Below are 22,832 nucleotides of genomic sequence, written 5' to 3'. Positions count from 1 at the left end.
TGGGCAAAAAAACAGCTATTAAGGTAGGCGCTTTGCGTAAAGGTCCCGTATATGCAGTTCACCATACTCTGCAAACCGCCCTCCGAGGTGCCAGACCCAGTACAGAACAGGCTTTACCAATGGCGCTTAAAGCCATGATTTCAATGGCTTTCAGAAGAGCCAGGGCCAACTGCTATCAGTGCTTGGCACGTGCGTTTTACCCCGGCTGAAAAAAATGATTATTTTGTCGCTGTGCAGTTCTCTGCGACCAGTTTTTGCAGTTTTGCCGTCAATGCAGCGGGAGGTGCTGCCTTGGTGTCCTTGAGCGAGGCTATTTCCTTGTCGGTGAAATGACTGTCCACCTGTTTTGCACCGCATTCGCAGTGAGTCGCGGCGGTCTTGTCATTCAGCCCCTGTTTCTTGGCCGCAGCCACGCATTCCTGAGTGAAGGTAGTGCGTGTCGCTCCGTCCATCGCGGCGTGAGCACCCAGCGGGATGAGGGCGGCGCTGCAGACGAGGAGGCTGGTCAGGCGTGAAAACTTCATGGTGTTCTCCTTAGTTGCTGGAAAAAACGTTCGGGGTCTCGATGGTTTCTGACGCCCATGAAGCCTGCCAGTTCAGACAGCATGCTAATTCCATTTGATTTGCGTGGATGTGCATCCCGGTCGGCCTGGCTGTGGTAGGATGCGCGTCCTGTTATTTTCAAGCGCCCCATGGCCTATGGCTTTCGGTGCAGCGCAGGCAGGTTTTTTCGTACATTCCAGTCATCTGGTCCGGTTCAAGGTTGGCCCCAAGGCTCCTGCCACTGTGAGGCAGGCATACCACCGGATCACGTACTGGCTCATCCCAACCCACGTGACCTTTGGTAGGGGTCACCACTAGGAGAGGAGGCGCCATGCCAACTATTACTCTTCCCGACGGCAGTCAACGTTCATTCGATCATGCGGTTTCCGTAGCCGATGTCGCGCTCTCAATCGGTGCCGGTCTGGCCAAGGCCACCGTCGCCGGCAAGGTCGACGGCAAGCTCGTCGACGCCTGCGACCTGATCGAAAACGATGCCAGCCTGCAGATCATCACCCCCAAGGATCAGGAAGGACTGGAAATCATCCGTCACTCTTGCGCTCACCTGGTAGGGCACGCGGTCAAGCAGTTGTATCCGACTGCAAAAATGGTCATCGGCCCGGTGATCGACGACGGTTTCTATTACGATATCGCCTACGAGCGCCCGTTCACGCCTGACGATATGGCGGCGATCGAGCAGCGCATGCAGCAGTTGATCGAAAAAGATTACGACGTCATCAAGAAAGTCACCCCGCGCGCTGAAGTGATCGAGGTGTTCACCGCCCGTCACGAAGATTACAAGCTGCGCCTGGTCGAAGACATGCCGAACGAGCAGGCCATGGGCCTGTATTACCACGAAGAATACGTCGACATGTGCCGCGGTCCGCACGTGCCGAACACGCGTTTCCTAAAGTCATTCAAGCTGACCAAACTGTCTGGCGCCTACTGGCGTGGCGATGCTAAAAACGAGCAACTGCAGCGTGTCTACGGCACCGCCTGGGCTGACAAGAAGCAGTTGGCTGCCTACGTTCTGCGCATCGAAGAAGCCGAAAAACGTGACCATCGCAAGATCGGCAAGCGTCTTGGCCTGTTCCATACCCAGGAAGAAGCGCCGGGCATGGTCTTCTGGCACCCGCAGGGCTGGACCCTGTACCAGGTGCTCGAGCAGTACATGCGCAAAGTGCAGCGTGAAAACGGCTACCTCGAGATCAAGACTCCGCAAGTGGTCGATCGCTCGCTCTGGGAAAAATCCGGGCACTGGGCCAACTACGCCGACAACATGTTCACCACCGAGTCCGAAAGCCGCGACTACGCGATCAAGCCGATGAACTGCCCTTGCCACGTGCAGGTGTTCAATCAGGGCCTGAAGAGCTACCGCGAGCTGCCGATGCGTCTGGCCGAGTTCGGTGCCTGTCACCGTAACGAGCCGTCGGGCGCCTTGCACGGCATCATGCGTGTGCGCGGCTTCACCCAGGACGATGCGCACATCTTCTGTACCGAAGACCAGATGCAGGCCGAGTCCGCCGCGTTCATCAAGCTGACGCTGGATGTCTACGCCGATTTCGGTTTCAAGGATATCGAACTCAAATTGTCCACTCGCCCTGAAAAGCGTGTAGGCTCCGACGAGCTTTGGGATCGTGCCGAATCGGCGCTGGCTTCCGCACTCGACAGCGCTGGTCTGCCTTACGACCTGCAGCCGGGCGAGGGCGCGTTCTACGGTCCGAAAATCGAGTTCTCCCTCAAGGATTGTCTCGGTCGGGTATGGCAGTGCGGCACCTTGCAGCTGGACTTCAATCTGCCGATCCGCTTGAGTGCCGAGTACGTGTCGGAAGACAACAGTCGCAAGAATCCGGTCATGTTGCACCGCGCGATTCTTGGATCCTTCGAGCGTTTCATCGGCATTCTGATTGAGCATTACGAAGGTGCATTCCCGGCCTGGCTGGCGCCTACCCAGGCAGTGATCATGAATATCACTGACAAACAGGCCGATTTTGCCCTCGAAGTGGAAAAAACTCTGGCTGAAAGCGGGTTTCGTGCCAAGTCCGACTTGAGAAATGAAAAGATCGGCTTTAAAATCCGTGAGCATACTTTGCTCAAGGTTCCTTATCTCCTCGTGATTGGAGATCGGGAGGTTGAAATGCAAACTGTCGCTGTGCGTACACGTGAAGGCGCTGACCTTGGCTCGATGCCGGTCGCCCAATTCGCTGAATTCCTCGCACAAGCGGTTTCCCGGCGTGGTCGCCAAGATACGGAGTAATTATTATTAAGCGTGAAATGAGACAAGATAAACGAGCTGCACCCAAGGCCCCGATCAATGAAAATATCTCGGCCCGCGAGGTTCGTTTAATTGGCGCTGACGGCGAGCAGATTGGCATCGTCTCGATTGATGAAGCGCTTCGTATTGCCGAAGAGGCGAAGCTGGATCTGGTAGAGATTTCTGCCGACGCAGTCCCTCCGGTCTGCCGTGTGATGGATTACGGCAAATCGATCTTCGAGAAGAAGAAGCAGGTTGCTGCAGCGAAGAAGAACCAGAAGCAGATCCAGGTTAAAGAAATCAAGTTTCGTCCAGGGACGGAGGAAGGGGATTACCAGGTAAAACTACGCAACCTGGTACGTTTCCTGAGTGACGGGGACAGGGCCAAGGTATCGTTGAGATTCCGCGGTCGTGAGATGGCCCACCAGGAGCTGGGTATGGAGCTGTTGAAGCGGGTTGAAGGTGACCTGCTCGAATACGGTTCCGTCGAACAGCATCCTAAGATGGAAGGACGCCAGCTGATCATGGTCATCGCCCCGAAAAAGAAGAAATAACCACCAGGGCACGGCAGGCCTTGCGGTTATATTTATCAACTGAATGCGGAGTATCCGAACATGCCAAAGATGAAGACTAAAAGTGGTGCAGCTAAGCGGTTTTTGAAAACCGCCAACGGCATCAAGCACAAGCACGCTTTCAAGAGCCACATCCTGACCAAAATGTCGACAAAGCGTAAGCGTCAATTGCGCGGTAGCAGCTTGCTGCATCCGTCTGACGTGGCAAAAGTCGAGCGCATGCTGCGCCTTCGTTAATTTTGATCAAGATATAGAGGAAGTAACTCATGGCTCGTGTAAAGCGTGGCGTCATTGCCCGTAAGCGTCACAAAAAAATTCTGAAACTTGCAAAAGGCTACTACGGCGCGCGTTCACGCGTATTCCGTGTTGCCAAGCAAGCGGTAATCAAGGCAGGCCAATACGCCTACCGTGACCGTCGTCAGAAAAAACGTCAGTTCCGCGCTCTGTGGATCGCTCGTATCAACGCTGGTGCTCGTGTTAACGGTCTGTCCTACAGCCGTTTCATTGCCGGCCTGAAAAAAGCGTCCATCGAGATCGACCGTAAGGTTCTGGCTGATCTGGCAGTGAACGAAAAAGCGGCGTTTGCTGCGATTGTCGAGAAAGCTAAAGCCACCTTGGCCTAAGTCCCCGACAATCACTTGCCCCGGTTCTCCGGGGTCGGTGTTAAACGTCATAAATAGGGGAAGAGCCTTCAGCTCTTCCCCTATTTTGTATCTGGAGTCTGTACATGGAAAACCTGGACGCGCTGGTCTCTCAAGCTCTTGAGGCTGTGCAAAGCGCCGAAGATATCAATGCCCTGGAGCAAATCCGGGTTCACTACCTCGGCAAGAAAGGCGAGTTGACTCAGGTGATGAAGACCCTGGGGAACCTGCCAGCTGAAGAGCGTCCGCAAGTCGGTGCGCTGATCAACGTTGCCAAGGAACGTGTCACAGAGGTTCTCAATGCACGCAAGGCATCGTTTGAGCAGGCAGAACTGACTGCCAGGCTCGCGGCCGAATGCATCGATGTGACCCTGCCGGGCCGCGGTCAGACCTCAGGTGGTCTGCACCCTATCACCCGTACTCTGGAACGTATCGAACAGTTCTTCACGCACATCGGCTACGGCATCGCCGAAGGCCCTGAAGTGGAAGACGATTACCACAACTTCGAGGCGCTCAACATCCCAGGCCACCACCCGGCCCGGTCGATGCACGACACCTTCTATTTCAACGCGAACATGCTGCTGCGCACCCACACCTCACCGGTACAGGTACGCACCATGGAATCGCAGCAGCCGCCGATCCGCATCGTCTGCCCAGGCCGTGTGTACCGTAGCGACTCGGATATCACCCACTCGCCGATGTTCCACCAGATCGAAGGTCTGCTGGTCGATCGCGACATCAATTTTGCCGATCTGAAAGGCACCATCGAAGAGTTCCTGCGTGTGTTCTTCGAGAAAGAGCTGGCCGTGCGCTTCCGTCCTTCGTATTTCCCGTTCACCGAGCCCTCGGCGGAAGTGGATATGGAATGCGTCATGTGCAGTGGCAAGGGCTGCCGCGTCTGCAAGCAGACCGGCTGGCTTGAAGTCATGGGTTGCGGCATGGTCCACCCGAACGTGCTGCGCATGTCCGGCATTGATCCTGAAGAGTATCAGGGCTTTGCGTTCGGCATGGGCGTAGAGCGTCTGGCCATGCTGCGTTACGGCGTCAATGATTTGCGCCTGTTCTTCGACAACGATTTGCGGTTCCTCGCGCAATTTCGCTAAGTCGTACGAACCTTTCAGGAGAGCAGGATGAAATTCAGTGAACAATGGCTGCGCGGCTGGGTAAGCCCGCAGGTTTCCCGCGACGAGCTGGTTGCTCGTCTGTCGATGGCCGGTCTTGAGGTTGACAGCGTGACGCTGGCCGCCGGCGTTTTCAGCGGCGTGGTGGTGGGTGAGGTGCTGAGCACCGAGCAACACCCCGATGCCGACAAGCTGCGTGTGTGTCAGGTCAGCAATGGCAGCGAGACCTTTCAGGTTGTCTGTGGTGCGCCAAATGTGCGTCCGGGCCTGAAAATTCCATTCGCCATGATCGGTGCCGAGCTTCCTGGCGATTTCAAGATCAAGAAAGCCAAGCTGCGCGGCGTCGAGTCCAACGGCATGTTGTGTTCGGCTGCCGAGTTGCAGGCCGGCGAGGGCAATGATGGCCTGATGGAGCTGGCTGCTGATGCGCCGGTTGGTCAGGACATTCGTGTCTATCTGAGCCTGGACGATGCCAGCATCGAGGTCGACCTGACCCCGAACCGTGGCGACTGCCTGTCGGTGGCCGGTCTGGCGCGTGAAGTCGGTGCGCTGTACGCCGCTGAAGTCACTCGTCCGCAGGTCGCTGCTGTCAGCGCTGTGCACGATGAAGTGCGTCCGGTGGAAGTATTGGCGCCGGCTGCATGCCCGCGCTACCTGGGCCGTGTGATCCGCAATGTCGACCTTTCGCGTCCGACCCCGCTGTGGATGGTCGAGCGTCTGCGTCGTTCCGACGTGCGCAGCATCGATGCCGCTGTCGACATCACCAACTACGTGATGCTGGAGCTGGGTCAGCCTCTGCATGCGTTTGATCTGGCCGAAATCAACGGCGGGATTCGTGTGCGCATGGCAGAGGAGGGCGAGAAGCTCGTCCTGCTCGATGGTCAGGAAGTCAGCCTGCGTGCCGACACACTGGTCATTGCCGATCACCAGCGCGCGCTGGCAATCGCCGGTGTCATGGGTGGCGAGCACAGCGGTGTGACTGCCGGTACTCGCGATATTTTCCTGGAAAGCGCGTTCTTCGACACCATTTCGGTGGCCGGCAAGGCGCGTTCCTATGGTTTGCATACCGACGCTTCGCACCGCTATGAGCGTGGTGTGGACTGGCAACTGGCCCGTGAAGCCATGGAGCGGGCCACTGGTCTGCTGCTGGAAATCACTGGTGGCGAAGCCGGCCCCGTGATCGAAGTGGTCAGCGAGCAGCATTTGCCGTCGATTGCCCCGGTTACGCTGCGCGCGAGCCGCGTCGAGCAGATGCTCGGTCTGGTGATCGAAAACGCCGAAATCGAACGCCTGCTGAAAGGTCTCGGTCTGGCTGTGACTGCTGAAGCCGATGGGCAATGGCGTGTCGAAGTGCCAAGTCATCGTTTCGACATCAGCCTTGAAGTCGACCTGATCGAAGAGCTGGCGCGTCTGTACGGCTACAACCGTCTGCCGGTCCGCTACCCGCAAGCCCGTCTGGCTCCTCAGGCCAAGGCCGAAGCCAAGGGCGATCTGCCTGAGCTGCGCCGCCTGCTGGTTGCCCGCGGTTATCAGGAAGCGATCACCTACAGCTTCATCGACCCGAAATGGTTCGAGCTGTTCTCGCCGGGCGCCAAGCCCTTGCTGCTGGCCAACCCGATCTCCAATGACATGGCCGCCATGCGCGCCTCGCTATGGCCCGGTCTGGTCAAAGCCTTGCAGCACAACCTCAACCGCCAGCAGGATCGCGTGCGGATGTTCGAAAGCGGCCTGCGCTTCGTCGGTCAGCTCGACGGCTTGAAGCAGGAGCCGATGCTCGCTGGCGTGGTGTGCGGCAGCCGCCTGCCGGAAGGCTGGGCGCAAGGTCGCGACGTGGTCGATTTCTTCGACGTCAAAGCTGATGTCGAAGCGGTTCTGGGCTTTGCCGGTGCGCTGGGTGAATTCACCTTCACGCCGGGCCAGCATCCAGCCCTGCATCCAGGCCAGACGGCTCGCATCGAGCGTGATGGCCGTGAAGTCGGTTTCCTGGGTGCGATTCACCCCGAACTGTCGAAAACCCTCGGCCTGGATCGCCCGGTGTTTGTTTTCGAGCTGGTTCTGGCGGAAGTGTCGACCGGCCGTCTGCCGAAATTCCACGAGCTGTCGCGCTTCCCTGAAGTGCGCCGCGACCTGGCACTGCTGGCCGATCGGGATGTTTCGGCCAGTGCGGTTCTGGACGTTATTCGTGAAAATGCAGGCGAGTGGCTCACAGACCTCAGGTTATTTGATGTTTACCAGGGTAAAGGCATTGATCCGCATAGAAAAAGCCTTGCAGTCGGCTTGACCTGGCAGCATCCATCACGCACTCTTAATGACGATGAGGTAAACGCAACGACACTTGCTATCCTCACCTCGCTTGAGGAGAGGTTAAACGCCACGTTAAGGAAGTAGCGTATGGGGGCTCTGACGAAAGCTGAGATGGCCGAACGTCTGTACGAAGAGCTGGGCCTGAATAAACGGGAAGCCAAGGAACTGGTCGAACTGTTTTTTGAAGAAATCAGGCACGCTCTGGAAGATAACGAGCAGGTGAAGTTGTCAGGTTTCGGCAACTTCGACCTTCGAGACAAGCGCCAGCGGCCTGGGAGAAATCCCAAGACCGGTGAAGAGATTCCGATTACGGCGCGCCGTGTGGTCACCTTTCGTCCAGGGCAGAAGTTGAAGGCCCGAGTTGAGGCATATGCTGGAACCAAGTCATAACGACGAGCTGCCGCCGATCCCCGGCAAACGCTACTTCACCATTGGTGAGGTCAGTGAGCTCTGCGCGGTAAAACCGCACGTTCTGCGTTATTGGGAGCAGGAGTTTCCTCAACTCAACCCCGTCAAGCGACGCGGAAACCGTCGGTATTATCAGCGCCAGGACGTGCTGATGATTCGCCAGATCCGCGGCCTGCTATACGATCAGGGCTTCACCATCGGTGGCGCCCGACTTCGTCTTACCAGCGGTGAACCAAAGGATGACACCCAGCAGTACAAGCAGATGATCCGCGAGATGATTGCGGAGCTAGAGGACGTACTCGTCATGCTCAAGGCGTAATTGAGCAGTCAGGATACTTCCAAAATTCAAATGCTTAGGGTATATTCCTCAACGTTTTCGCACGTTGCAAAACAGATACACGCCTAGTCGGGGCGTAGCGCAGTCCGGTAGCGCACTAGCATGGGGTGCTAGGGGTCGAGTGTTCGAATCACTCCGTCCCGACCATATTTTGTTAAGGGGATCAGTCACTTACGGTACTGATCCCCTTTTTGATTTCCGGCCTGCGCAAAACCCGCGCAAAACTAATTCGAAAACTGGCTGATATCGAGGTCGGGAACTGCCTCTGACCAGACAATTTCGGCGTGGTCTTTCTGATAGTTTTTCGTCATATCCTCGCTCGCATGCCCTGCGATCTTTTGCCCGTCTTTTCCGGCTTTCTTGTACAGGTGCAGTGACAGTGCCCGCACTTCATGAAAGCCCGGCATTTCCTCGTCACTCCAATCCGCGTAGCACCCAGCATCCTCTCGCGCTGCCTTAAACGCGCGTGTCAGATATCGCTCTTCGATCTTCGTCCAGTGGTCCTTGGTCTGGGCCTGCTTTTGCTTCAGGCGCTCCGGGCGCCGGTGAACGAGATAGGGCGAAGCCACGTTGTCCCGGCACCGACTGATGACTGCCTGAAGCTCTGGCGTCACTCGGAATCGAATCCAGGCTGCGTCACTGGCCTTGGCCGTCTTCTGCTGGATGACATACAGAAAGCCTTCCCGCACGTCCTCAAACTTCATGTCCAAAATGTCGGTTCGGCGCTGGGCTGTGATCAGTGCCAGATCGATCGCGTTCCGTAGCCAGGCCGGCGACTTCTCGCGTATTAGTTTCAGGCCCTCGACGGTATGGCGCTTGCGCTGTTTCTTTTCGATTCGGTTGATGGTGCTGGCCGCAGGATTGTCCGGGCACAAGCCTTTAGCGGCGGCGTGGTTGAATATGTCGATGAGCAGGGCTCGGCACTGATTGGCGGTACGCGGCGTCAGTTCGTCGAGCATCACGGCAACCATGCGGATGCTGATCTGATCCATCGCCTTGCCTTCAAACGCTTTCCGGAATCGCCGAAAGTGAACCGCGTACAGCTGAAGCGTTCCTTTCGCGAGCTCCCTTGGCGGCAGCACGGTGGCTTCATAATGATCAAGAAATCCTGCAAACGATTCAGAGGTCACGCCCAGTACCGCTTCGACCAGGTCGGCCCCCTGCATGAATGCCAGATTCAGTTGCTTGGCCGCGTCGACCGCTTTGATTCGGTCGGTCCCAAACTGAAACCACTTGCCGTCAGTCGGCCTGCGATATCTATAGGTTCCGCGCCGGTCGTCCAAGTACAGATTTTGGGGCAGGCCCTTGTTTGATTTGTTGCGCGGCCGGGGGACCATCATGCAGCTCCTTTCAATACCATCGCGATCAGGTCATTTCCTGCTGCCTTGTTGTAGGCGGCCCAGTCGATATACCAGAGCTTGCCGATTTGCTCACCTGGTAGCTGGCCGTTGCGGATGTAATTTCGGATCGCTTGGGGGCACGGCGGCGTGCCGTTCTCGCCCCAGCGCCGGCGCTGAAACTCACTGATCTTGATCAGTTCTTTTCTCATTTTCTTGGCTCCGGGCCGCGCTACGCGGCGGAAGGGTTTATCAGGCGGGTTTTGTAGTTCACTGCTATGGTCCATGCGGCCAGCAGGAGCTGGGGCAGCACCAAGGAGAGGTCATGGAATGCACCACAACGGCGGATGAGGTTTACGGCCCGCGCAATGCCAGGCTCGGCAGGCGGGCGGTGGACGGCAATATCTGGTCGGAAACAACGATGATTTTCAGAATCATCGATGACCGGGTCTACTCAATGCACGAGCAGTACCTGGGCAGGCTCAAGTACGGCATGGCGATGACTGACAGGGGAGAGCTAATTTTCATGGTGCGGTAGGGCTGGGGCTATCGTTAGGCCAGCCGAGCGGCTTGCCGTCATCGCGGATCAGGTGTGGCGGAAGATCCTCCCGCAGGCACATCGGCATCGTCCCAAGCACGCCGCAGGCGTGGCATCCGCTCGGCATGCCTCGACATATGGAATGCAGCACGGGGAAGCCGCTTATGCAGCGATCGCGCGCTGGGTCGTACTCCGAGCAACGATTTATTTTGGACATGACTTCGTCCTTGCCGCACACGCGGCTAACATTGAATTGATTGAGAAGGATGAGGCGGAGCTAACAAATGAAAGATCGTATTAGGGTGGCTTTGTGGCAAAGCCACACCTTAAACTACGCGACCTGCCAGATGGAAAAAGGAAAACAATCTGTGATGCCCTTACCTACGGATAACTTCAATAAATGCCTTGCGATCCTCGGTCTTACAATGATTGCTGGTAGTTTCTATTTTTGGTGGCCTATTAAAGTTACAGTTGACGATGACTACGCTGAGGTGCTGTATCTTTCAGAGAAAGCACAGCAGCCATTCAACGTCATGGTGAGCGCAGTGAGTGAGGCCACGGCGATGATCAACAGTGTGGGGGGAGACCGCTCGAAGCTAGACGCTGTGCAAAACGCTTTTATAGACGAGAAGCTTGAAGAGGCGACACCGGCTTCCGAAGAAGCGAAGGTCAGCCTAGATCAGGTCCTCAAACCTTTGAGGATTGCTGAAGTGCGATATAAACGCTTTATTCTGGCAAGCTGGTTATGCGGCGCAGTAGCATTCCTCGGACTTATACTTTCCTGCTATGGCTTTTACAAGTGGGGTCGGGCGGATAGGACATCTCACTAATCGCCGCAGAAGCAAGCGATTGCCTCGTCATGATCAGCGAACATATCGAACTGCGTATCTGAGTAGTCGAGCATCTGCTGATAGCTCGGCCGGTCGAAGCGGAATAGCGCGCCGTCAGTTGTGGCGGTGCTGCTCTGGGTGGCGGTGCGTTCCATCCGAACCCACCAGTCGGCCTTGCTGCGGTCGCTGGCAATGATCGAGTAGACCTGCTTTGCACCCTTGAGAAAGCACAGGTCACAGTTTCCTTCCAGGGTGCGGCCATTGATCGTTGGTAGTTCCAGATCAAACGGCTGCGCCTTCCAGAATTCTCCGATCTGCTGCACGCCGACGCCTGCATCTGCCAGCGGCATCACCATCGTTGCGTGCTTGCTCTCTGATGTGGTCTTGCGATGCCGTATCTTGGCTACCCGTCGCGGTTCATCAGCTCGGATGCCGGTCATCATGTCGACCGGGGTTTCCTCTGTGGAGCATCCAACCATCCGCAGATATTTGTGGATCACCCTGATTTTGAGGTCAATGGTGCAGAACCGCGTGACCGGGTTGGGCAGATAGCTGCGCTTGCGGATCAGCGCTTCGAACGGCTCGCCGTCCCTGCTGGCGGTTTCGTAGGTAACAATGGCGAAGCCTCGATCATCGTCGCGGTACTCCAGCCAGACAATGGGAACTTGCCAGCGCTGCGCGCATTCGTTCACGAAGTCGAGGGTGGCGGGGTGTTCCTTGCCGGTGTTGGCGAACGTGACGATCAGATCGTCCAGATCATCGTTGGCGTCCAGCACCTGGCGCAGCATGTAGGCGCTGGTCCGACCACCGGAAAAGCTGACAACCGTCGTCCCGGACATTTTGTAGGGAGACATGGGGATTCCTCGCCGGGGTGGCGTGAGTCGTTGAAGTGGGGTATTAGTGCTGCCCGACAGAGTGCGGGATCTTCCTCCCAGTAAATGATAGTTGGACAACAGACGAATTTATAATAGGGATACTTATGAATAAGAAAGTTAATATTGCATGGTTCTGTTTTGCCGGTTTATTTGGTCTGCTCGCGATTGCAGGCGTAGCATTAAGGTATACCTATGTATTTTCAACTACTACTTATGCTGATCGAGAAGCCTGGGGGCAGTTTGGGGACTACTTTGGCGGTGTGCTAAACCCTCTTCTCTCCTTTGCGGGGTTCGTGACGCTGCTTATTACGCTTCGTATGCAGCTTGCTGCGAATGGCAGAAGTGAAGATATGTATCAAAAACAGGTTCGGGAACAACGCCTATTTCAGTTGTTAGACATGTTAGGCAACAGTGCTTCTAGTGCTGTCTACCAGCCGGCTCCCACGGATGTCCGACCAGCATTAAAAGGGCATGTCGCACTTCACAATGCGTGGCACGACTTCAGAAAGTCTATTGTGAAGGAAGTTTCGACAGGCCAATCAATTCCTCTGGAGCAATACCGTGATGTTGAGAAAGTATTCTTTATCTTCAAAAGAACCGCATGGCCTTCATTAGAAATATTTGTAGAGTCTTCGTTTCTTCTGATTGACTTTGTCTCAAAAGATAATAGCTTGGCAGATCGGTACACTGAGTTTTCTATGGGGGCATTACGTGTTCAGATGACGGAGCCTGAGAGGTTGCTGCTATGGTACTCAGCATTGTGTATGCCACAATATGCGCACTATCTTTTGGTTCTCAAAGCTTTTGGTTTTAAAGGTGCTGAAGGCCCTGAAAGTAATGATCCCTCGTGGGCGTCGGCAGATAAGCTTTACGAGTGCGCCCTAGTTAACGCTAATTTACGATATTGAATTTTGGCAGTGCCCTTTGGTGACAATTAGTCGAGTTTCAGCTATAGATGACTACCGGCATGGAGTCGGATCCAAGGAGTAGGGTTATGGGTCATGGTTTTGAAGGCGAGCAAAGCAACCGAGCAGTGGCAGACGCTCTGGGAATCTCTGAAGAGCATGCGGAGCAATACGTAACCATCGACACGAATGAAAGCGACGACGGTTTGGTCTACAGCTACATCGCGACATTCCATGAGTCGACACCAAAAGAGATTCTGGAGGCGGCTGGGGTCGGCGATGATCTTACGGTTGAGCTTGGGCCAAACGTTTTCGATGAAGAGGAATGATCATGCTGGCGCGATGATTTCATCCCCAGGCTCTTGCTGAATCGTCAGCATGCTCTTGCGGTGAGACTCCAGCGCCACGATTTTGTTACTTTGCTCGGGCGCTGGGGATCATCGTTGTTTAAGCTGAAAAGCAGCCCAGAGCCAGCTGCGCCGCTTCGCCCACCTTCACTTCAAGCACCGACTTGAACTCTTGCGCAATCTCTTCGCGCTGCACGTCCTCGCCGACCCAGCGCAGCTTCAACACCGGCTGTGCGCCGCTGGTGATGACCGAGATTCGCAGGATGATTTCGCGCATCTGCAAGCCTTCAAACGGCACAGCCGAGAAGATCAGCGACGTGGGCAAGGTTTCCTTGCTGGTCGCCTCGATGGCATCCATTGCGCTGCGACTGGCGCGTGTCTCGCTGACGGTGTGATCGCTTTCCGAAGATGCCTTGACCGTGATCGTGCGCACGGCGGCGATGGCTTTGGCCAACGGGATGTTCTGCAGCTCCTCACCGACCGCCGACAGGGTGCTGTGCCAGTCTTCAATCCAGTCGCTCATATCCTTCTGCGACATGGCCCGGCCACTGATGGCCTGCACAGCCTGATAGGCAGCGGTGGGCTTGAGCTTCAGCACTGCGCGATCATCTGCGTGGCCTGGCACTTCCTCGTTGCCCAGGTTGAACAGCACCGAACAGGTCATTTCGTCCTGATTGATGAAGCCCTTTGCGTCGGCCACTGCCCGGTCGGAAACGTACTTGGCGAAGTCGGCCAGGGAGTTGGTGGAGAACGTGCCACGGAAGCGACTGCGGCCTGCGCCGAATTGCTCAAGGTTTACGACCTTCGCGCCTTCGGGCAGCACGATGGTGGGCGTGACGGTGTCCAGGACTTTGCCGTCCGCGATCAGCGCGGTGTCGGTGATCAGTTGAATTGCTTCTTTCGTGAGGGACATTTGTCAGCTCTCTTTGAGGATGAAGGGTTGTTGCGATTGATCAGGTGCGTGGCTTGACCGGTGCTTGGTCGCGTTCGAACAGCTGGCCAGGGTGCGGAGCTTCAGCGAACAGCGTTACTTGGCCGCCGGTGCCGACGTTCATCGGTGTATCAAGTGCGGTGTTCTCGCTCCGGGTACCTCAATCATCACCTGCCACCTCAAGCCGCGCCTGTCCGAACTGCTCATTGCCGATGTGGACCGGTCCACCTTGGACAAGCTGGTCATGTGGCCCATGCAGGCCGAGATGTCGCTGTCCTACGTCAGGCTGATGTGGGGCGTTCTTGTGGTCGCTTTCCGCCAGGCCGAAAAGCTGCGTCTGATCGCCCAGAACCCAGTCGCCGGTTTCAAGTTCACCGACTTCACCAAGGCCCGCATCCTGCCGAAACCATCGCGGCTGCGTGCCGCTCAGCTGGAAGAGGTGCTTGGGGACCTTGCTGCCGGGTTCGACCAGCACCCACAGGACTGCATGCTCGCTTTGATGATGCTGTGTCACGGCACGCGTGCTGGCGAGACAAGGCAGGCCCGTTGGTTGCACCTCACGCTGGGTGAGCAGGGCGAGTGGTTCATACCTGCCGAGAACACCAAGACCCGCTGTGAGCATCGCTTACCGCTGACCCATCAAGCCTGTGCGTTGCTGGAGCGGTATCGGGACTGGCAGTCGTCGAAGGGCTACAAGGGTGCCTACATGTTCCCGGCTCGCAACCGTGGGCCGATCAGCGACAGCCAGGCATGTGCCGTATTCGCTCGCCTGGGCAAGGGCGAGTGGACGAGCCACGACCTGCGCAAAGTGGCCCGGACCGGCTGGACTGATCTGGGCGTCGACTTCCTGATCGGCGAGATGCTGGTGAACCACACGCTGACCCGCAACGTGCAGACCTATATCCACACCTCGGCTGAACTGCTCAAGCGTGACGCGCTGAACAAGTGGCACGAATGGTTAGACGGGAAAGGCTTTAGCCGCATTCACCGCTCGACCCTGACTAGAAACGGAAATTCGCAGAATGCCGTCGAGGCCAATACCGGCGCGGCTTCCAGCGCGATCACGAATCCATAAAAGGCGAGGTTTAAAAATGACCACTTCAGATAGAAAGCTGATGATGTGCCGGTCGCCGAATCTCGGATTTGCCGGGTGTCTTCAGGCTTTGGAATCCTATGGTGCTGCGCGTTTTTGGAAGAAAGACCGCCCGGTTAGCAACACGCCGCGTCCTTGGCTGCGCCGCAAAAAGGGACGGTCCATTAAATGAAGAAGACTCACGGCCCAGCGTTCCGCGCCGACCAACTCGACCTGGCCCAGTGCGCGGCCTGCCGAGGTCGCGCTGTGATCAAGGGTGTTTTCCACGAAATGGCCTGCGTGCAGTGCAACGCCTCTGGCTGGGTCGCCGCCGAGACAGGTCAACCTCTGCCGCTGGAAGTGTTGGTGACCCAATTGAGCATGCGCTTGCAGGCCGCCGACCGACAGATCGAACAATTGAAGCGCCCGGCCCAGATGACTGGACCTGCCGCCATTTATAACCAGAACAACCGCCGCGGTGCCGGTGGAGCGAATTACACAGGGGATTGACCATGAAAAAACGTACATATGTCGACAAGCCTTTGGGCGATACCGAGTACCTGCTGGAAAACTGGGGCTCTTGGCGTATATCTGGCATGGGCGTGCCGCAATATGTCTCCCCGCTGGCGGCGCTGATGAACCAGTGCTGCCCAGAGCCGACTGCGATGACTTATGTCATCACCGACGAAACGGCAATGCTTGTGGATGCGGCTATCGCAAGGCTGATCGCGCGCAACCAGCAAATGGGCGATTTCATCTGGTGGTACTTCGGCTTCAAGTGGACGATGGTCCGGATCGCTGAGTCTCACAAGATGTCGGAACGGTCCGCGCGCGAAATAATCCGCCAAGGGGTGGCATGGGTTGACGGTGCTTTGGGAGATTTTTGCGCAGCTGCGTAGAAAGTTCTTTCAGGCCTGATAAACACCTGTTTTCATTGCACGGTGTTCAGCTGTACCAGCGCGGCACCACTCATGATCTAGTCCGGCCAAACGCTGGGCTTTTTGTTGGATGTGGTGCCCACGTGTGGCATTGTGATTGCTCAAATCGCGGAGCAAGACGATGACGAAATTTTCAGAAATCGCCAACGCATATCGAAAGTCCTTGGAAGATGATGACCAGGATCTTAAAAGCTTACGTGGTACCGCTTTGACATTGCGCAAAGAGTTTGCGAAATACCTTGGTTTGTCCGAAACCAATTCCAATCTAATCGATGTACAGAATCAGCCCGCTGTTGCGATTGGTGTGCTCGATGAGCAAGGCAGATTTAAAAGTGTTACACGCACGGCTTTTCCTCGAGTATCCAGTTCACAAATCCAATTTGTCATCCGTCTAAACTTCGACCCAGACTCTATTGGTCTTGAGCAGGGCATCCTCTTGTTTCAGCTCCATATGGAGCGATCAGAAGCTGGTGTTACAGTTTTTCTCGACGATGAAACATCTTTCGATGTCGGTATTTATGATATGCATCCTTTGTTTGATGAAATGTTCAATCGAGCGATCGCTAAGGCTCGTAGTGCAACGAGGTAATGGCCTTTTGGTGAGTATATTCAAGGCATAACTTTCATCGTTAGCCCCAGCGATTGCTGGGGCTTTTTGTTTTGTAGATCCCGAAAGGGTTGAGACCGGATGCGCACCATGCCTGACAAACCAGATACATGGGCCAGGATCGTGGCGGCCATTTCAAACCCACTGTGGCAGGGCATGATTATGGCCATCGTCGTCTCTCTACTTCGCATCCTCTATGACGCCAAAGAAACCAGCAAACGCCGGATCTTCTTTGAAGCGTTGATCTGCGGTGCCCTCAGCTTGGTTGCTTCAAGCTTGATCGAGTGGATGGCATGGCCGCCCAGTCTGTCTGTTGCCGCTGGTGGAACCATCGGCTTTCTCGGCGTTACGGCCATACGCGAGTTGGTGACCCGATTCATTGGCCGCAAGGTGGATTCCGTATGAATGCTATTGCCGCTGCAATCATCATCGGTCTAGTAGGCCTGCTGCTGGTGGGTATCCAGCAGTACCGCGTCCTCGCGCTGGAAGGGCAGGTGACTCTGCAAATGAAGACTGCCAAGGATGCCACCGACGCCAACACCGAAAGCCAGAAGACAATTACCACGCTCCAGGCCGAGGCCAAGCGCAATGCCAACTACACGGCCGATCTGCAGCAGCGCCTCAAGGCCAGCGAAGACAAGGCCCGCCAAGCGACGAAAGACTTTGAAGACCTCAAGCGTAAGAGCCCGGCTGTTCGTAAGTGGGCTGATCAGCCTTTGCCTGACGGCCTACGCGGCAAGGGCGCTGGCAGTGGCGATGCCGTCTTGGCGCCTGACCTAATTTAACTTGATTAGGTCGGGCTACATTGTTTTTTGGTCAAGCTTAAAGTGTGAACTTCTTCACCATGCCCTCGAGGACGACGGCCAAACCTGACATTTTCTTACTTGCGCTCATTATGTGGTGTGTACCTTTTTCAGTTTCGCCAGATAGGTCTCGAATGCTTATTAAGTTGCGGTCCACCTCCCTTGCTACATAGGCCTGTTCCTCTGAGGCTGTAGCAATTTGCATGTTGCGCTCCTCAATAAGTTGTACGGCGTCCATAATTTCTTGTAATGCTTTACCCGCTTCCTGAGCTATGTCGTACGTAGCATGCGCCTGAGATGTACTTGTTTGCATTGAGCTCACAGCGCCCTTAGTACCTTCTTGGATAGCAATGATCATGCTTTCGATTTTTTTAGTCGATTCCTGGGTGCGTTGGGCCAGCGCACGAACCTCATCAGCTACAACAGCAAAGCCTCTGCCTTGCTCTCCAGCTCGTGCTGCCTCAATGGCAGCGTTCAATGCAAGCAGGTTGGTTTGACCGGCGATCGCTTGAATGACGCTGACGACTTCAGCAATATTCTGGGCCTGGTCCGCAACATCTTGTACTTGTTCTGAGGTACTTTCCACCTGAGAAGTGAGTTGCTTCATAGCGTCCAGTGTCTGAGTCACCTTACTATTTCCAAGTTTTGCCGCGTGACTCGATTCGCGTGCGGACTCGGATGTGGATGTTGCATTCCGTGCCACCTCTTCAACGGCAGCGCTCATCTGGGTAACCGCCGTGGCTGCTTGATCGATTTGGCCGTTTTGCTGTTCTTGAGTTAAACCAGCTTTGTCGGTGACTGTTTGCATCTGCGTGGCTGACGATGTCAGTTCAGCAGAAGAATTCACGATACCCTGAATCGTCTGCCTAAGATTTTCTTGCATTTGTTTGAGGGCTTGCATCAAACCGGCGGCTTCATCTTTTCCAGACACGTTGATGGAGCGATTCAATTCACCTCTAGCTATCGCCTCAGCGACACCCAGGCAATCTCCTATAGGGCTAGACATGCTTTTTGTAAGTCTCCAAGCAAGTAACACTGTGACCAGAAGAGACATGCTGACGATAAAAAACATGACTTTAAGGCTGTGCTCGTATACAACGGCAGAGTGCTCGCCAGATTCTTTCACTCCCTCGGAATTTACATCGCGCAGGGCTGTAAGTTTAATCTGATAGTTCTTGGCGTTATCTGCTTGTGGACCGTTAGCGTACTCAATAGCAGCACCCCGATCTGCTCGGGCGAGTCCAACCAAATGGTCTAACCCGTCAAGGTATTGCTTCATCAGGGTGGACGCTTCTTCAAATCGTGCTTTTTCTTGTTCGCCAGAAATTAAATATTTTTTGTAATACTCTGTGAGTGTATTGAGTTCATCACGATTTCGTTTTATTGTCTCTGCTGTAGTTTCGAACACTTCGGAGTCTGTCGAGGCAAGTAATCGGATACCTTCAAGTCGAGTATGAAGCAATGCTATCTGAATGTCGTCTGCCTTTTGAATACTAGGTAGCCAGTCGTTCTCGAGAGTCTGTTGAGTCGATCTAAGTTCGCGTATTTGCTCGAAGGCAAAGGCGCCCAGCAACAGTACGAAAACCGTAATAATAGAAAAGGCAATAGCTGCCCTGGGAGCTATGCGAAAGGATCTAAAGTTCATGAAGTCATTCCTAGGTAATATACTGTGAGTTGGGCTTTACGGATATATCTGCCAGATCGGCTTAAACTTGAGCGGCAATCCACGACAAGCACGTATAAAGGTCGCAGCCCTTCCCTCGTTTCGCAGCCTTTGCGGCGCCCTTTGTTCCATCGGATTGCTCGGGGGCTGAAGGGCCGTTTTTTTAGCCACAAAAGACCGTTGATACGCTCAGAGTCAACAGAAAGACTTATTTTGCCTGGACTCCTCAGCCTCTGCCTAACGGCCTGTGCGACAAGTCCGCAGCCAGTGGCGGTAAAGATGACATCGGTAAGACTGGAAGCACTGGAAATGGTCCCGTGTGAGCGGGTAAGTGAAAGCGACGACGAGCTAGCCCTGAATGGCGATCTTTGGGCGTTGAAAAATCGCGCCATCAACCTGCTGGATACCTGTGCTGACCAGGTGGATGCGCAGATACAACGTAGCAAATCAAAGTGATATTCCAAGGAAGCAAACGCTTAAAAAATCGAACGTCTATTCGAGTTTACCAAGCATAATACGGGCTGCGAATTTTCAGCCAAATTAGCGTTCAGAATGGATAGCTCATATAAACGGGTCATGCATTCGTGCTGCGCAACTAATGAGTTATTAAGTTTTTCCAAAAGCCCAACAACTATCGGGTCTTCTGAAGCGTATATCGCCTTCAGCTTTAGGACTGTGTCTGAGAGTAATTGATGGTTATTAATTATTTGGTTCAAGTCGGGCATGGCTCCTCCTGAGCTATCTTGCCAAGCTTCAAGAATCTTATATCGGCACAGACTTTCTCGGCTTGAGCGGTTGTCAAGGAATCCAGCCGAACGGTATCAATCTGACCGCAAACAGTTTTCTTGCGGGGTTTGGTGGCGAGATGCATTGGGGGTGCCTTTCGGCGTTAGTAGTTCAAGAAGTGGAGCAAGGTGGCATATGAACGAGCACAGCAACTCATTGCTAAGCCAGATACAAAAGCTGACACCGAGCAAGGGCGATCTACTGGTGATCTACCCAGAGAACCCTATGACAGTCCTTCAGCACGAACGAGTGACCAAGAGCCTTGAGCCATTTGCTCAGCGGATTGGGTGCAACTTGCTGGTAAGTCAACCTGGCATTCAGGTGGCTCTGCAGCCGAATGGTGCTGCGATCCTTGAAGAGATGCGCAAGCAGACAGAACTGCTTCGGCTGATGACAGAGCAACAGACGCTGCTGATCGACGCACTGAGTGAAGAAGAGCCAGAAGACCCTGATGCAGCGCCCCAGACTTACCTGGACGGTACACCATGCCGTTGAGGCCGCAGAAACCATGCAATGCCCAGGGCTGCAACACGTTGACCCGCAACCCTCGGTACTGTGACGCCCATAAGGATGTAGGCAAGCAGTTCGATGTGAAGCAGCGGGAGAAGCAACGCGAGACCAGCAGCCAGCGCGGCTACAGCTACAAGTGGCAACAGGCGCGCAAGGGCTTCTTGGCTAAGCATCCGCTCTGCGTAGAGTGCGAGCGCGTTGGACGTGTCACAGCGTCGACAGACGTTGATCACATCGTTCCTCACAAGGGTGACATGGACCTGTTCTGGGATCGATCCAACTGGCAGGCCATGTGTCATCCATGCCACAGCACGAAGACGGCCGCAGAGGACGGCGGGTGGGGCAACACCCAGGTTGCCCGGTCGTGCTGACCGAAATGAGAACGGTTCTCGGCGTGCTTCACGGAATGCACCGGTATGGTGCGCGCACCAGTCTGGTGCGGTGGGGGAGGGTCAAAAGTCTGGTCCCTTTGGCTTCTAGACCGCGCCCTCAATCGTTTTTTTACACCCGCGAAATTAAAAAATCTGGAGTTGCGCGATGGGAGGTACCGCCACGGTCGCCGGCCGTGGTCGCAAACCCAAGCCGACCGCCAAGAAAGCACTAGCCGGTAATCCCGGCAAACGCGCGCTGAATAAGGCCGAACCCGCTTTTTCGAAGATCACAAATGTTGATCCTCCCGAATGGCTGAGCGACCGCGCTTCGCAGATGTGGAAGATGATTGTCCCCGAGCTTCTGCGCGAAAACGTGGTCGCGATAACTGATTTACACAACGTCGAAGCGTTCTGCGTTGCATACGACAACTGGCGGATGGCGCAGGAATCAGTCCAGACCCACGGCATCGTGGTTACTGGTGCCACCGGCGGACCTATGAAAAACCCGGCACTGACTGCCGCGAACGAAACGATGCGGCAAATGGTGACATTCGGGTCGATGCTGGGCCTGGACCCGGCCAGCAGGACACGCCTTATCGGCGGCAACAAGGAAAAAGAAACCAACGAATTCGCCCAACTACTGAGATCTTAAATGGCCAAGTCCGCCCACCCCAACGTCGATAAGGCAATGGTGTGGGGAAGGTCTCTATTGCGCGGGAAGGTGCCTGCCTGCCGCTACATCCATCAGGCCGTGCAGCGTCATTTCGACGACCTGGCAGCCAGCCGCAAGCGCGGGTTCAGATTCAAGTTTGATCCGGCCAAGGCTGAGAAAAAACTCAAGCTGATCCAGCTATTGCCGCACACCAAGGGTGAATGGGCGTTCAAACGCCAGTTGATCACTCTTGAGGGATGGCAGCTCTTCGGCTTGGCCGTCACGTTTGGTTGGGTCAAGAAGAAGGGCGGGCATCGAAAACACCCTGTCCAGCATGAATGGCATCGCCCGGACCGTGCAGCTTTCCTCTACTCAGGTCGCAGGTCTGGGTCAGCACTCCGAGCACATTTCATCGATCGTCAGCGTGATTCAGGGCATTGCCGACCAGACCAACCTGCTGGCCCTCAACGCTGCCATCGAGGCTGCTCGTGCCGGTGAACAGGGGCGTGGCTTCGCAGTGGTTGCTGACGAAGTACGCCTGCTGGCGCAGAACACCGGCAAGTCCACCAAGGAAATCGCCGGGATGATCGAGAAAATTCAGGCGGGCGTGCGGGAAACCGTCGAGAGCATGCGCAGCGGCGTTCAGGAAGTGAACGAAGGCGTGGAAATGGCGGGCACTGCCGGTCAGGCGATCATCGAGATTCGCGACAGTTCGGGCAAGGTTCTGCAGGTGGTCGACCAGATATCCTTCGCGCTGCGTGAGCAAACCGCAGCCAGCCAGGATGTCGCACGTAACGTCGAGCGCTCCGCGCAAATGGCTGAACAGAACAACATGTCGGTTCAGGAACTGCTCAAGACCAGCGGCGGCCTGAAGACCCTCGCCACCAGCCTGCAGACGGAAGTGGGCAAGTTTCGGCTTTAAGGTCTGAAAGCGCATCAGCAGCAGGATCACCCTGCTGAAAAAACCGGTATTAGTCGAAGCGCTAATGCCGGTTTTTTTTGCATATTAAAAAAATGCGCCTAACCTTTGGTGCCTCGATGACGATCCCGAGCAGCGCATCGAAATTCATGCAATGAAATGGCAGCGCAGGCTGTCTCAGGACTGATGCCTTGTTACGTCAGTGCTGAGCCAGAATACTGTCCAGCAGACCCGGGAAACGGCTCTCGAGCACCTGTTTGCGTAGCGAGTTCATGTGCGTGGTGCCCACGTTGCGCGTCTGTACAAGCCCCGCGTCGCGCAGCACGCGGAAGTGATGGGACATGCTGGATTTGGGGCGTCCGCCGTCCAGTTCGCCGCAGGTGGCCTCTGCAACGCCGGCCAGGCAGCGCACGATTCCCATGCGAACGGGATCACTCAAGGCATAGAGTAAGCGTTCGAGGGTGAGGTCTTCAGGATCGGGATGTTGGAAGGTTCGCATGCTGGGGATGATATCAAGGCTTTCGTTTATTGCCATAGTTCGATTACCATCGAACAACTGAAATCAAAAGTC

30 protein-coding genes, 1 tRNA gene and 2 pseudogenes are annotated in these 22,832 nt (G+C 55.4%); 25 read left to right on the top strand and 8 right to left on the bottom strand.

Annotated features, from left to right (window positions below; all coding sequences use genetic code 11):
* Positions 1 to 218 precede the first annotated feature (218 nt).
* On the bottom strand, positions 219 to 524 hold the full coding sequence (locus P406_RS08270; RefSeq protein ID WP_003416229.1) for a hypothetical protein: 306 nt from the start codon (positions 522 to 524) through the stop codon (positions 219 to 221).
* A gap of 350 nt (positions 525 to 874) precedes the next feature.
* Between P406_RS08270 and thrS the strand changes: the two genes are divergently transcribed.
* The 9 genes from thrS (at position 875) to P406_RS08225 (ending at position 8,324) form a co-directional block, all read left to right on the top strand.
* Positions 875 to 2,797 carry a threonine--tRNA ligase gene (gene thrS / locus P406_RS08265; protein WP_003416231.1) on the top strand — a complete coding sequence of 641 codons (1,923 nt, stop codon included), beginning with the start codon at positions 875 to 877 and terminating at the stop codon, positions 2,795 to 2,797.
* A complete protein-coding gene (infC, locus tag P406_RS08260) occupies positions 2,797 to 3,348 on the top strand; it encodes a translation initiation factor IF-3 (protein WP_170846037.1) in 552 nt (183 codons plus the stop codon). The genes thrS and infC overlap by 1 nt, the downstream gene beginning before the upstream one ends.
* Positions 3,349 to 3,408: 60 nt before the next feature.
* The gene (gene rpmI, locus P406_RS08255; protein ID WP_002553160.1) at positions 3,409 to 3,603 is read left to right on the top strand and encodes a 50S ribosomal protein L35; all 195 of its coding nucleotides are present in this window, start codon (positions 3,409 to 3,411) and stop codon (positions 3,601 to 3,603) included.
* Between the two features lie 29 nt (positions 3,604 to 3,632).
* Complete coding sequence (gene rplT, locus P406_RS08250; RefSeq protein WP_002553161.1) at positions 3,633 to 3,989, top strand: 50S ribosomal protein L20; 357 nt, start codon at positions 3,633 to 3,635, stop codon at positions 3,987 to 3,989.
* A 104-nt stretch (positions 3,990 to 4,093) separates the two neighbouring features.
* Positions 4,094 to 5,110 carry a phenylalanine--tRNA ligase subunit alpha gene (gene pheS, locus P406_RS08245; RefSeq protein WP_003416234.1) on the top strand — a complete coding sequence of 339 codons (1,017 nt, stop codon included), beginning with the start codon at positions 4,094 to 4,096 and terminating at the stop codon, positions 5,108 to 5,110.
* 27 nt (positions 5,111 to 5,137) lie between these two features.
* Complete coding sequence (pheT, locus tag P406_RS08240) at positions 5,138 to 7,516, top strand: phenylalanine--tRNA ligase subunit beta (RefSeq protein WP_046235923.1); 2,379 nt, start codon at positions 5,138 to 5,140, stop codon at positions 7,514 to 7,516.
* A gap of 3 nt (positions 7,517 to 7,519) precedes the next feature.
* Positions 7,520 to 7,822, top strand: a complete 303-nt coding sequence (gene ihfA / locus P406_RS08235; protein ID WP_002553164.1) for an integration host factor subunit alpha — start codon at positions 7,520 to 7,522, stop codon at positions 7,820 to 7,822.
* On the top strand, positions 7,803 to 8,159 hold the full coding sequence (locus tag P406_RS08230; RefSeq protein ID WP_003315559.1) for a MerR family transcriptional regulator: 357 nt from the start codon (positions 7,803 to 7,805) through the stop codon (positions 8,157 to 8,159). Before ihfA ends, P406_RS08230 begins: the two co-directional genes overlap by 20 nt.
* Before the next feature lie 88 nt (positions 8,160 to 8,247).
* Positions 8,248 to 8,324: transfer RNA gene (locus tag P406_RS08225), tRNA-Pro, on the top strand.
* A 77-nt stretch (positions 8,325 to 8,401) separates the two neighbouring features.
* Here the strand turns inward: P406_RS08225 and P406_RS08220 are convergent.
* Positions 8,402 to 9,514, bottom strand: a complete 1,113-nt coding sequence (locus P406_RS08220) for a tyrosine-type recombinase/integrase (protein WP_046235922.1) — start codon at positions 9,512 to 9,514, stop codon at positions 8,402 to 8,404.
* Positions 9,514 to 9,726 carry a hypothetical protein gene (locus tag P406_RS08215; RefSeq protein WP_005753573.1) on the bottom strand — a complete coding sequence of 71 codons (213 nt, stop codon included), beginning with the start codon at positions 9,724 to 9,726 and terminating at the stop codon, positions 9,514 to 9,516. The genes P406_RS08220 and P406_RS08215 overlap by 1 nt, the downstream gene beginning before the upstream one ends.
* Before the next feature lie 113 nt (positions 9,727 to 9,839).
* Between P406_RS08215 and P406_RS08210 the strand changes: the two genes are divergently transcribed.
* Complete coding sequence (locus tag P406_RS08210; protein WP_016567822.1) at positions 9,840 to 10,052, top strand: hypothetical protein; 213 nt, start codon at positions 9,840 to 9,842, stop codon at positions 10,050 to 10,052.
* A gap of 284 nt (positions 10,053 to 10,336) precedes the next feature.
* Positions 10,337 to 10,882: a hypothetical protein gene (locus tag P406_RS08205; protein WP_144431217.1), complete on the top strand. Its 546-nt coding sequence runs from the start codon at positions 10,337 to 10,339 to the stop codon at positions 10,880 to 10,882.
* On the opposite strand, the gene P406_RS08200 is transcribed toward P406_RS08205, so the two are convergent.
* Complete coding sequence (locus tag P406_RS08200) at positions 10,879 to 11,736, bottom strand: phosphoadenosine phosphosulfate reductase domain-containing protein (protein WP_046235920.1); 858 nt, start codon at positions 11,734 to 11,736, stop codon at positions 10,879 to 10,881. The genes P406_RS08205 and P406_RS08200 overlap by 4 nt on opposite strands.
* A 125-nt stretch (positions 11,737 to 11,861) precedes the next feature.
* On the opposite strand from P406_RS08200, the gene P406_RS08195 reads away from it, so the two are divergent.
* Both P406_RS08195 and P406_RS08190 read left to right on the top strand, forming a co-directional pair.
* Positions 11,862 to 12,665: a hypothetical protein gene (locus tag P406_RS08195; protein WP_046235919.1), complete on the top strand. Its 804-nt coding sequence runs from the start codon at positions 11,862 to 11,864 to the stop codon at positions 12,663 to 12,665.
* An 86-nt stretch (positions 12,666 to 12,751) separates the two neighbouring features.
* The gene (locus P406_RS08190) at positions 12,752 to 12,991 is read left to right on the top strand and encodes a hypothetical protein (RefSeq protein ID WP_046235918.1); all 240 of its coding nucleotides are present in this window, start codon (positions 12,752 to 12,754) and stop codon (positions 12,989 to 12,991) included.
* 118 nt (positions 12,992 to 13,109) lie between these two features.
* Here the strand turns inward: P406_RS08190 and P406_RS08185 are convergent, their stop codons facing one another.
* Entirely contained in the window at positions 13,110 to 13,922 is an 813-nt protein-coding gene (locus P406_RS08185) for a YfdQ family protein (RefSeq protein ID WP_046235917.1), read from the bottom strand.
* 118 nt (positions 13,923 to 14,040) lie between these two features.
* Here P406_RS08185 and P406_RS08180 point away from each other — a divergent pair, with 118 nt between their 5' ends.
* The 6 genes from P406_RS08180 (at position 14,041) to P406_RS08155 (ending at position 17,342) form a co-directional block, all read left to right on the top strand.
* On the top strand, positions 14,041 to 15,015 hold the full coding sequence (locus tag P406_RS08180; RefSeq protein ID WP_244467796.1) for a tyrosine-type recombinase/integrase: 975 nt from the start codon (positions 14,041 to 14,043) through the stop codon (positions 15,013 to 15,015).
* Positions 15,016 to 15,201: 186 nt separating this feature from the next.
* Complete coding sequence (locus P406_RS08175) at positions 15,202 to 15,522, top strand: hypothetical protein (protein WP_002553180.1); 321 nt, start codon at positions 15,202 to 15,204, stop codon at positions 15,520 to 15,522.
* A 2-nt stretch (positions 15,523 to 15,524) separates the two neighbouring features.
* Entirely contained in the window at positions 15,525 to 15,911 is a 387-nt protein-coding gene (locus tag P406_RS08170; RefSeq protein ID WP_031598197.1) for an antiterminator Q family protein, read from the top strand.
* A 160-nt stretch (positions 15,912 to 16,071) separates the two neighbouring features.
* Positions 16,072 to 16,539, top strand: coding sequence for a hypothetical protein (locus P406_RS08165; RefSeq protein WP_031598199.1), 468 nt, complete (start codon positions 16,072 to 16,074; stop codon positions 16,537 to 16,539).
* Between the two features lie 99 nt (positions 16,540 to 16,638).
* A complete protein-coding gene (locus tag P406_RS08160) occupies positions 16,639 to 16,962 on the top strand; it encodes a phage holin, lambda family (protein WP_031598201.1) in 324 nt (107 codons plus the stop codon).
* The gene (locus tag P406_RS08155; RefSeq protein WP_031598203.1) at positions 16,959 to 17,342 is read left to right on the top strand and encodes a hypothetical protein; all 384 of its coding nucleotides are present in this window, start codon (positions 16,959 to 16,961) and stop codon (positions 17,340 to 17,342) included. Before P406_RS08160 ends, P406_RS08155 begins: the two co-directional genes overlap by 4 nt.
* Positions 17,343 to 17,379: 37 nt before the next feature.
* On the opposite strand, the gene P406_RS30205 is transcribed toward P406_RS08155, so the two are convergent.
* Together P406_RS30205 and P406_RS30200 are read right to left on the bottom strand one after the other, a co-directional pair.
* A complete protein-coding gene (locus tag P406_RS30205) occupies positions 17,380 to 18,168 on the bottom strand; it encodes a methyl-accepting chemotaxis protein (RefSeq protein ID WP_474001666.1) in 789 nt (262 codons plus the stop codon).
* Between the two features lie 66 nt (positions 18,169 to 18,234).
* Positions 18,235 to 19,005: pseudogene (locus tag P406_RS30200) on the bottom strand (MCP four helix bundle domain-containing protein); the annotation flags it as partial.
* Positions 19,006 to 19,302: 297 nt separating this feature from the next.
* On the opposite strand from P406_RS30200, the gene P406_RS27325 reads away from it, so the two are divergent.
* The 6 genes and pseudogenes from P406_RS27325 to P406_RS08125 all read left to right on the top strand — a co-directional run bounded on the left by P406_RS27325 (position 19,303) and on the right by P406_RS08125 (position 22,264).
* Entirely contained in the window at positions 19,303 to 19,479 is a 177-nt protein-coding gene (locus P406_RS27325) for a hypothetical protein (protein WP_156174823.1), read from the top strand.
* A gap of 465 nt (positions 19,480 to 19,944) precedes the next feature.
* Positions 19,945 to 20,304 carry a hypothetical protein gene (locus P406_RS08140; RefSeq protein WP_046235914.1) on the top strand — a complete coding sequence of 120 codons (360 nt, stop codon included), beginning with the start codon at positions 19,945 to 19,947 and terminating at the stop codon, positions 20,302 to 20,304.
* Positions 20,295 to 20,690 (top strand): HNH endonuclease, encoded by a 396-nt coding sequence (locus tag P406_RS08135; protein ID WP_046235913.1) that lies wholly within the window; start codon positions 20,295 to 20,297, stop codon positions 20,688 to 20,690. The genes P406_RS08140 and P406_RS08135 overlap by 10 nt, the downstream gene beginning before the upstream one ends.
* 166 nt (positions 20,691 to 20,856) lie before the next feature.
* Entirely contained in the window at positions 20,857 to 21,342 is a 486-nt protein-coding gene (locus P406_RS08130; protein ID WP_025168048.1) for a phage terminase small subunit P27 family, read from the top strand.
* A pseudogene (locus P406_RS29995) lies at positions 21,343 to 21,663 on the top strand (terminase large subunit); the annotation flags it as partial.
* Positions 21,664 to 21,676: 13 nt separating this feature from the next.
* Entirely contained in the window at positions 21,677 to 22,264 is a 588-nt protein-coding gene (locus tag P406_RS08125) for a methyl-accepting chemotaxis protein (protein WP_244467795.1), read from the top strand.
* Positions 22,265 to 22,460: 196 nt separating this feature from the next.
* Here the strand turns inward: P406_RS08125 and P406_RS08120 are convergent, their stop codons facing one another.
* Entirely contained in the window at positions 22,461 to 22,796 is a 336-nt protein-coding gene (locus P406_RS08120; RefSeq protein ID WP_044311526.1) for an ArsR/SmtB family transcription factor, read from the bottom strand.
* Between the last annotated feature and the right edge of the window lie 36 nt (positions 22,797 to 22,832).

Source organism: Pseudomonas syringae pv. coryli str. NCPPB 4273 (genome assembly GCF_000972175.1).
Classification (GTDB): domain Bacteria; phylum Pseudomonadota; class Gammaproteobacteria; order Pseudomonadales; family Pseudomonadaceae; genus Aquipseudomonas; species Aquipseudomonas syringae.
This window is presented reverse-complemented; position numbering and strand designations above follow the sequence as displayed.

Excerpts from the sequence above, each read along its gene's own strand:
- P406_RS08270 (WP_003416229.1), bottom strand. The coding sequence starts at position 524 with ATGAAGTTTTCACGCCTGACCAGCCTCCTCGTCTGCAGCGCCGCCCTC.
- thrS (WP_003416231.1), top strand. The coding sequence starts at position 875 with ATGCCAACTATTACTCTTCCCGACGGCAGTCAACGTTCATTCGATCAT.
- rpmI (WP_002553160.1), top strand. The coding sequence starts at position 3,409 with ATGCCAAAGATGAAGACTAAAAGTGGTGCAGCTAAGCGGTTTTTGAAA.
- rplT (WP_002553161.1), top strand. The coding sequence starts at position 3,633 with ATGGCTCGTGTAAAGCGTGGCGTCATTGCCCGTAAGCGTCACAAAAAA.
- pheS (WP_003416234.1), top strand. The coding sequence starts at position 4,094 with ATGGAAAACCTGGACGCGCTGGTCTCTCAAGCTCTTGAGGCTGTGCAA.
- pheT (WP_046235923.1), top strand. The coding sequence starts at position 5,138 with ATGAAATTCAGTGAACAATGGCTGCGCGGCTGGGTAAGCCCGCAGGTT.
- ihfA (WP_002553164.1), top strand. The coding sequence starts at position 7,520 with ATGGGGGCTCTGACGAAAGCTGAGATGGCCGAACGTCTGTACGAAGAG.
- P406_RS08230 (WP_003315559.1), top strand. The coding sequence starts at position 7,803 with ATGCTGGAACCAAGTCATAACGACGAGCTGCCGCCGATCCCCGGCAAA.
- P406_RS08220 (WP_046235922.1), bottom strand. The coding sequence starts at position 9,514 with ATGGTCCCCCGGCCGCGCAACAAATCAAACAAGGGCCTGCCCCAAAAT.
- P406_RS08215 (WP_005753573.1), bottom strand. The coding sequence starts at position 9,726 with ATGAGAAAAGAACTGATCAAGATCAGTGAGTTTCAGCGCCGGCGCTGG.
- P406_RS08210 (WP_016567822.1), top strand. The coding sequence starts at position 9,840 with ATGGAATGCACCACAACGGCGGATGAGGTTTACGGCCCGCGCAATGCC.
- P406_RS08205 (WP_144431217.1), top strand. The coding sequence starts at position 10,337 with ATGAAAGATCGTATTAGGGTGGCTTTGTGGCAAAGCCACACCTTAAAC.
- P406_RS08200 (WP_046235920.1), bottom strand. The coding sequence starts at position 11,736 with ATGTCTCCCTACAAAATGTCCGGGACGACGGTTGTCAGCTTTTCCGGT.
- P406_RS08195 (WP_046235919.1), top strand. The coding sequence starts at position 11,862 with ATGAATAAGAAAGTTAATATTGCATGGTTCTGTTTTGCCGGTTTATTT.
- P406_RS08190 (WP_046235918.1), top strand. The coding sequence starts at position 12,752 with ATGGGTCATGGTTTTGAAGGCGAGCAAAGCAACCGAGCAGTGGCAGAC.
- P406_RS08185 (WP_046235917.1), bottom strand. The coding sequence starts at position 13,922 with ATGTCCCTCACGAAAGAAGCAATTCAACTGATCACCGACACCGCGCTG.
- P406_RS08175 (WP_002553180.1), top strand. The coding sequence starts at position 15,202 with ATGAAGAAGACTCACGGCCCAGCGTTCCGCGCCGACCAACTCGACCTG.
- P406_RS08170 (WP_031598197.1), top strand. The coding sequence starts at position 15,525 with ATGAAAAAACGTACATATGTCGACAAGCCTTTGGGCGATACCGAGTAC.
- P406_RS08165 (WP_031598199.1), top strand. The coding sequence starts at position 16,072 with ATGACGAAATTTTCAGAAATCGCCAACGCATATCGAAAGTCCTTGGAA.
- P406_RS08160 (WP_031598201.1), top strand. The coding sequence starts at position 16,639 with ATGCGCACCATGCCTGACAAACCAGATACATGGGCCAGGATCGTGGCG.
- P406_RS08155 (WP_031598203.1), top strand. The coding sequence starts at position 16,959 with ATGAATGCTATTGCCGCTGCAATCATCATCGGTCTAGTAGGCCTGCTG.
- P406_RS30205 (WP_474001666.1), bottom strand. The coding sequence starts at position 18,168 with ATGCAAACAGTCACCGACAAAGCTGGTTTAACTCAAGAACAGCAAAAC.
- P406_RS27325 (WP_156174823.1), top strand. The coding sequence starts at position 19,303 with ATGACATCGGTAAGACTGGAAGCACTGGAAATGGTCCCGTGTGAGCGG.
- P406_RS08140 (WP_046235914.1), top strand. The coding sequence starts at position 19,945 with ATGAACGAGCACAGCAACTCATTGCTAAGCCAGATACAAAAGCTGACA.
- P406_RS08135 (WP_046235913.1), top strand. The coding sequence starts at position 20,295 with ATGCCGTTGAGGCCGCAGAAACCATGCAATGCCCAGGGCTGCAACACG.
- P406_RS08130 (WP_025168048.1), top strand. The coding sequence starts at position 20,857 with ATGGGAGGTACCGCCACGGTCGCCGGCCGTGGTCGCAAACCCAAGCCG.
- P406_RS08125 (WP_244467795.1), top strand. The coding sequence starts at position 21,677 with ATGAATGGCATCGCCCGGACCGTGCAGCTTTCCTCTACTCAGGTCGCA.
- P406_RS08120 (WP_044311526.1), bottom strand. The coding sequence starts at position 22,796 with ATGGCAATAAACGAAAGCCTTGATATCATCCCCAGCATGCGAACCTTC.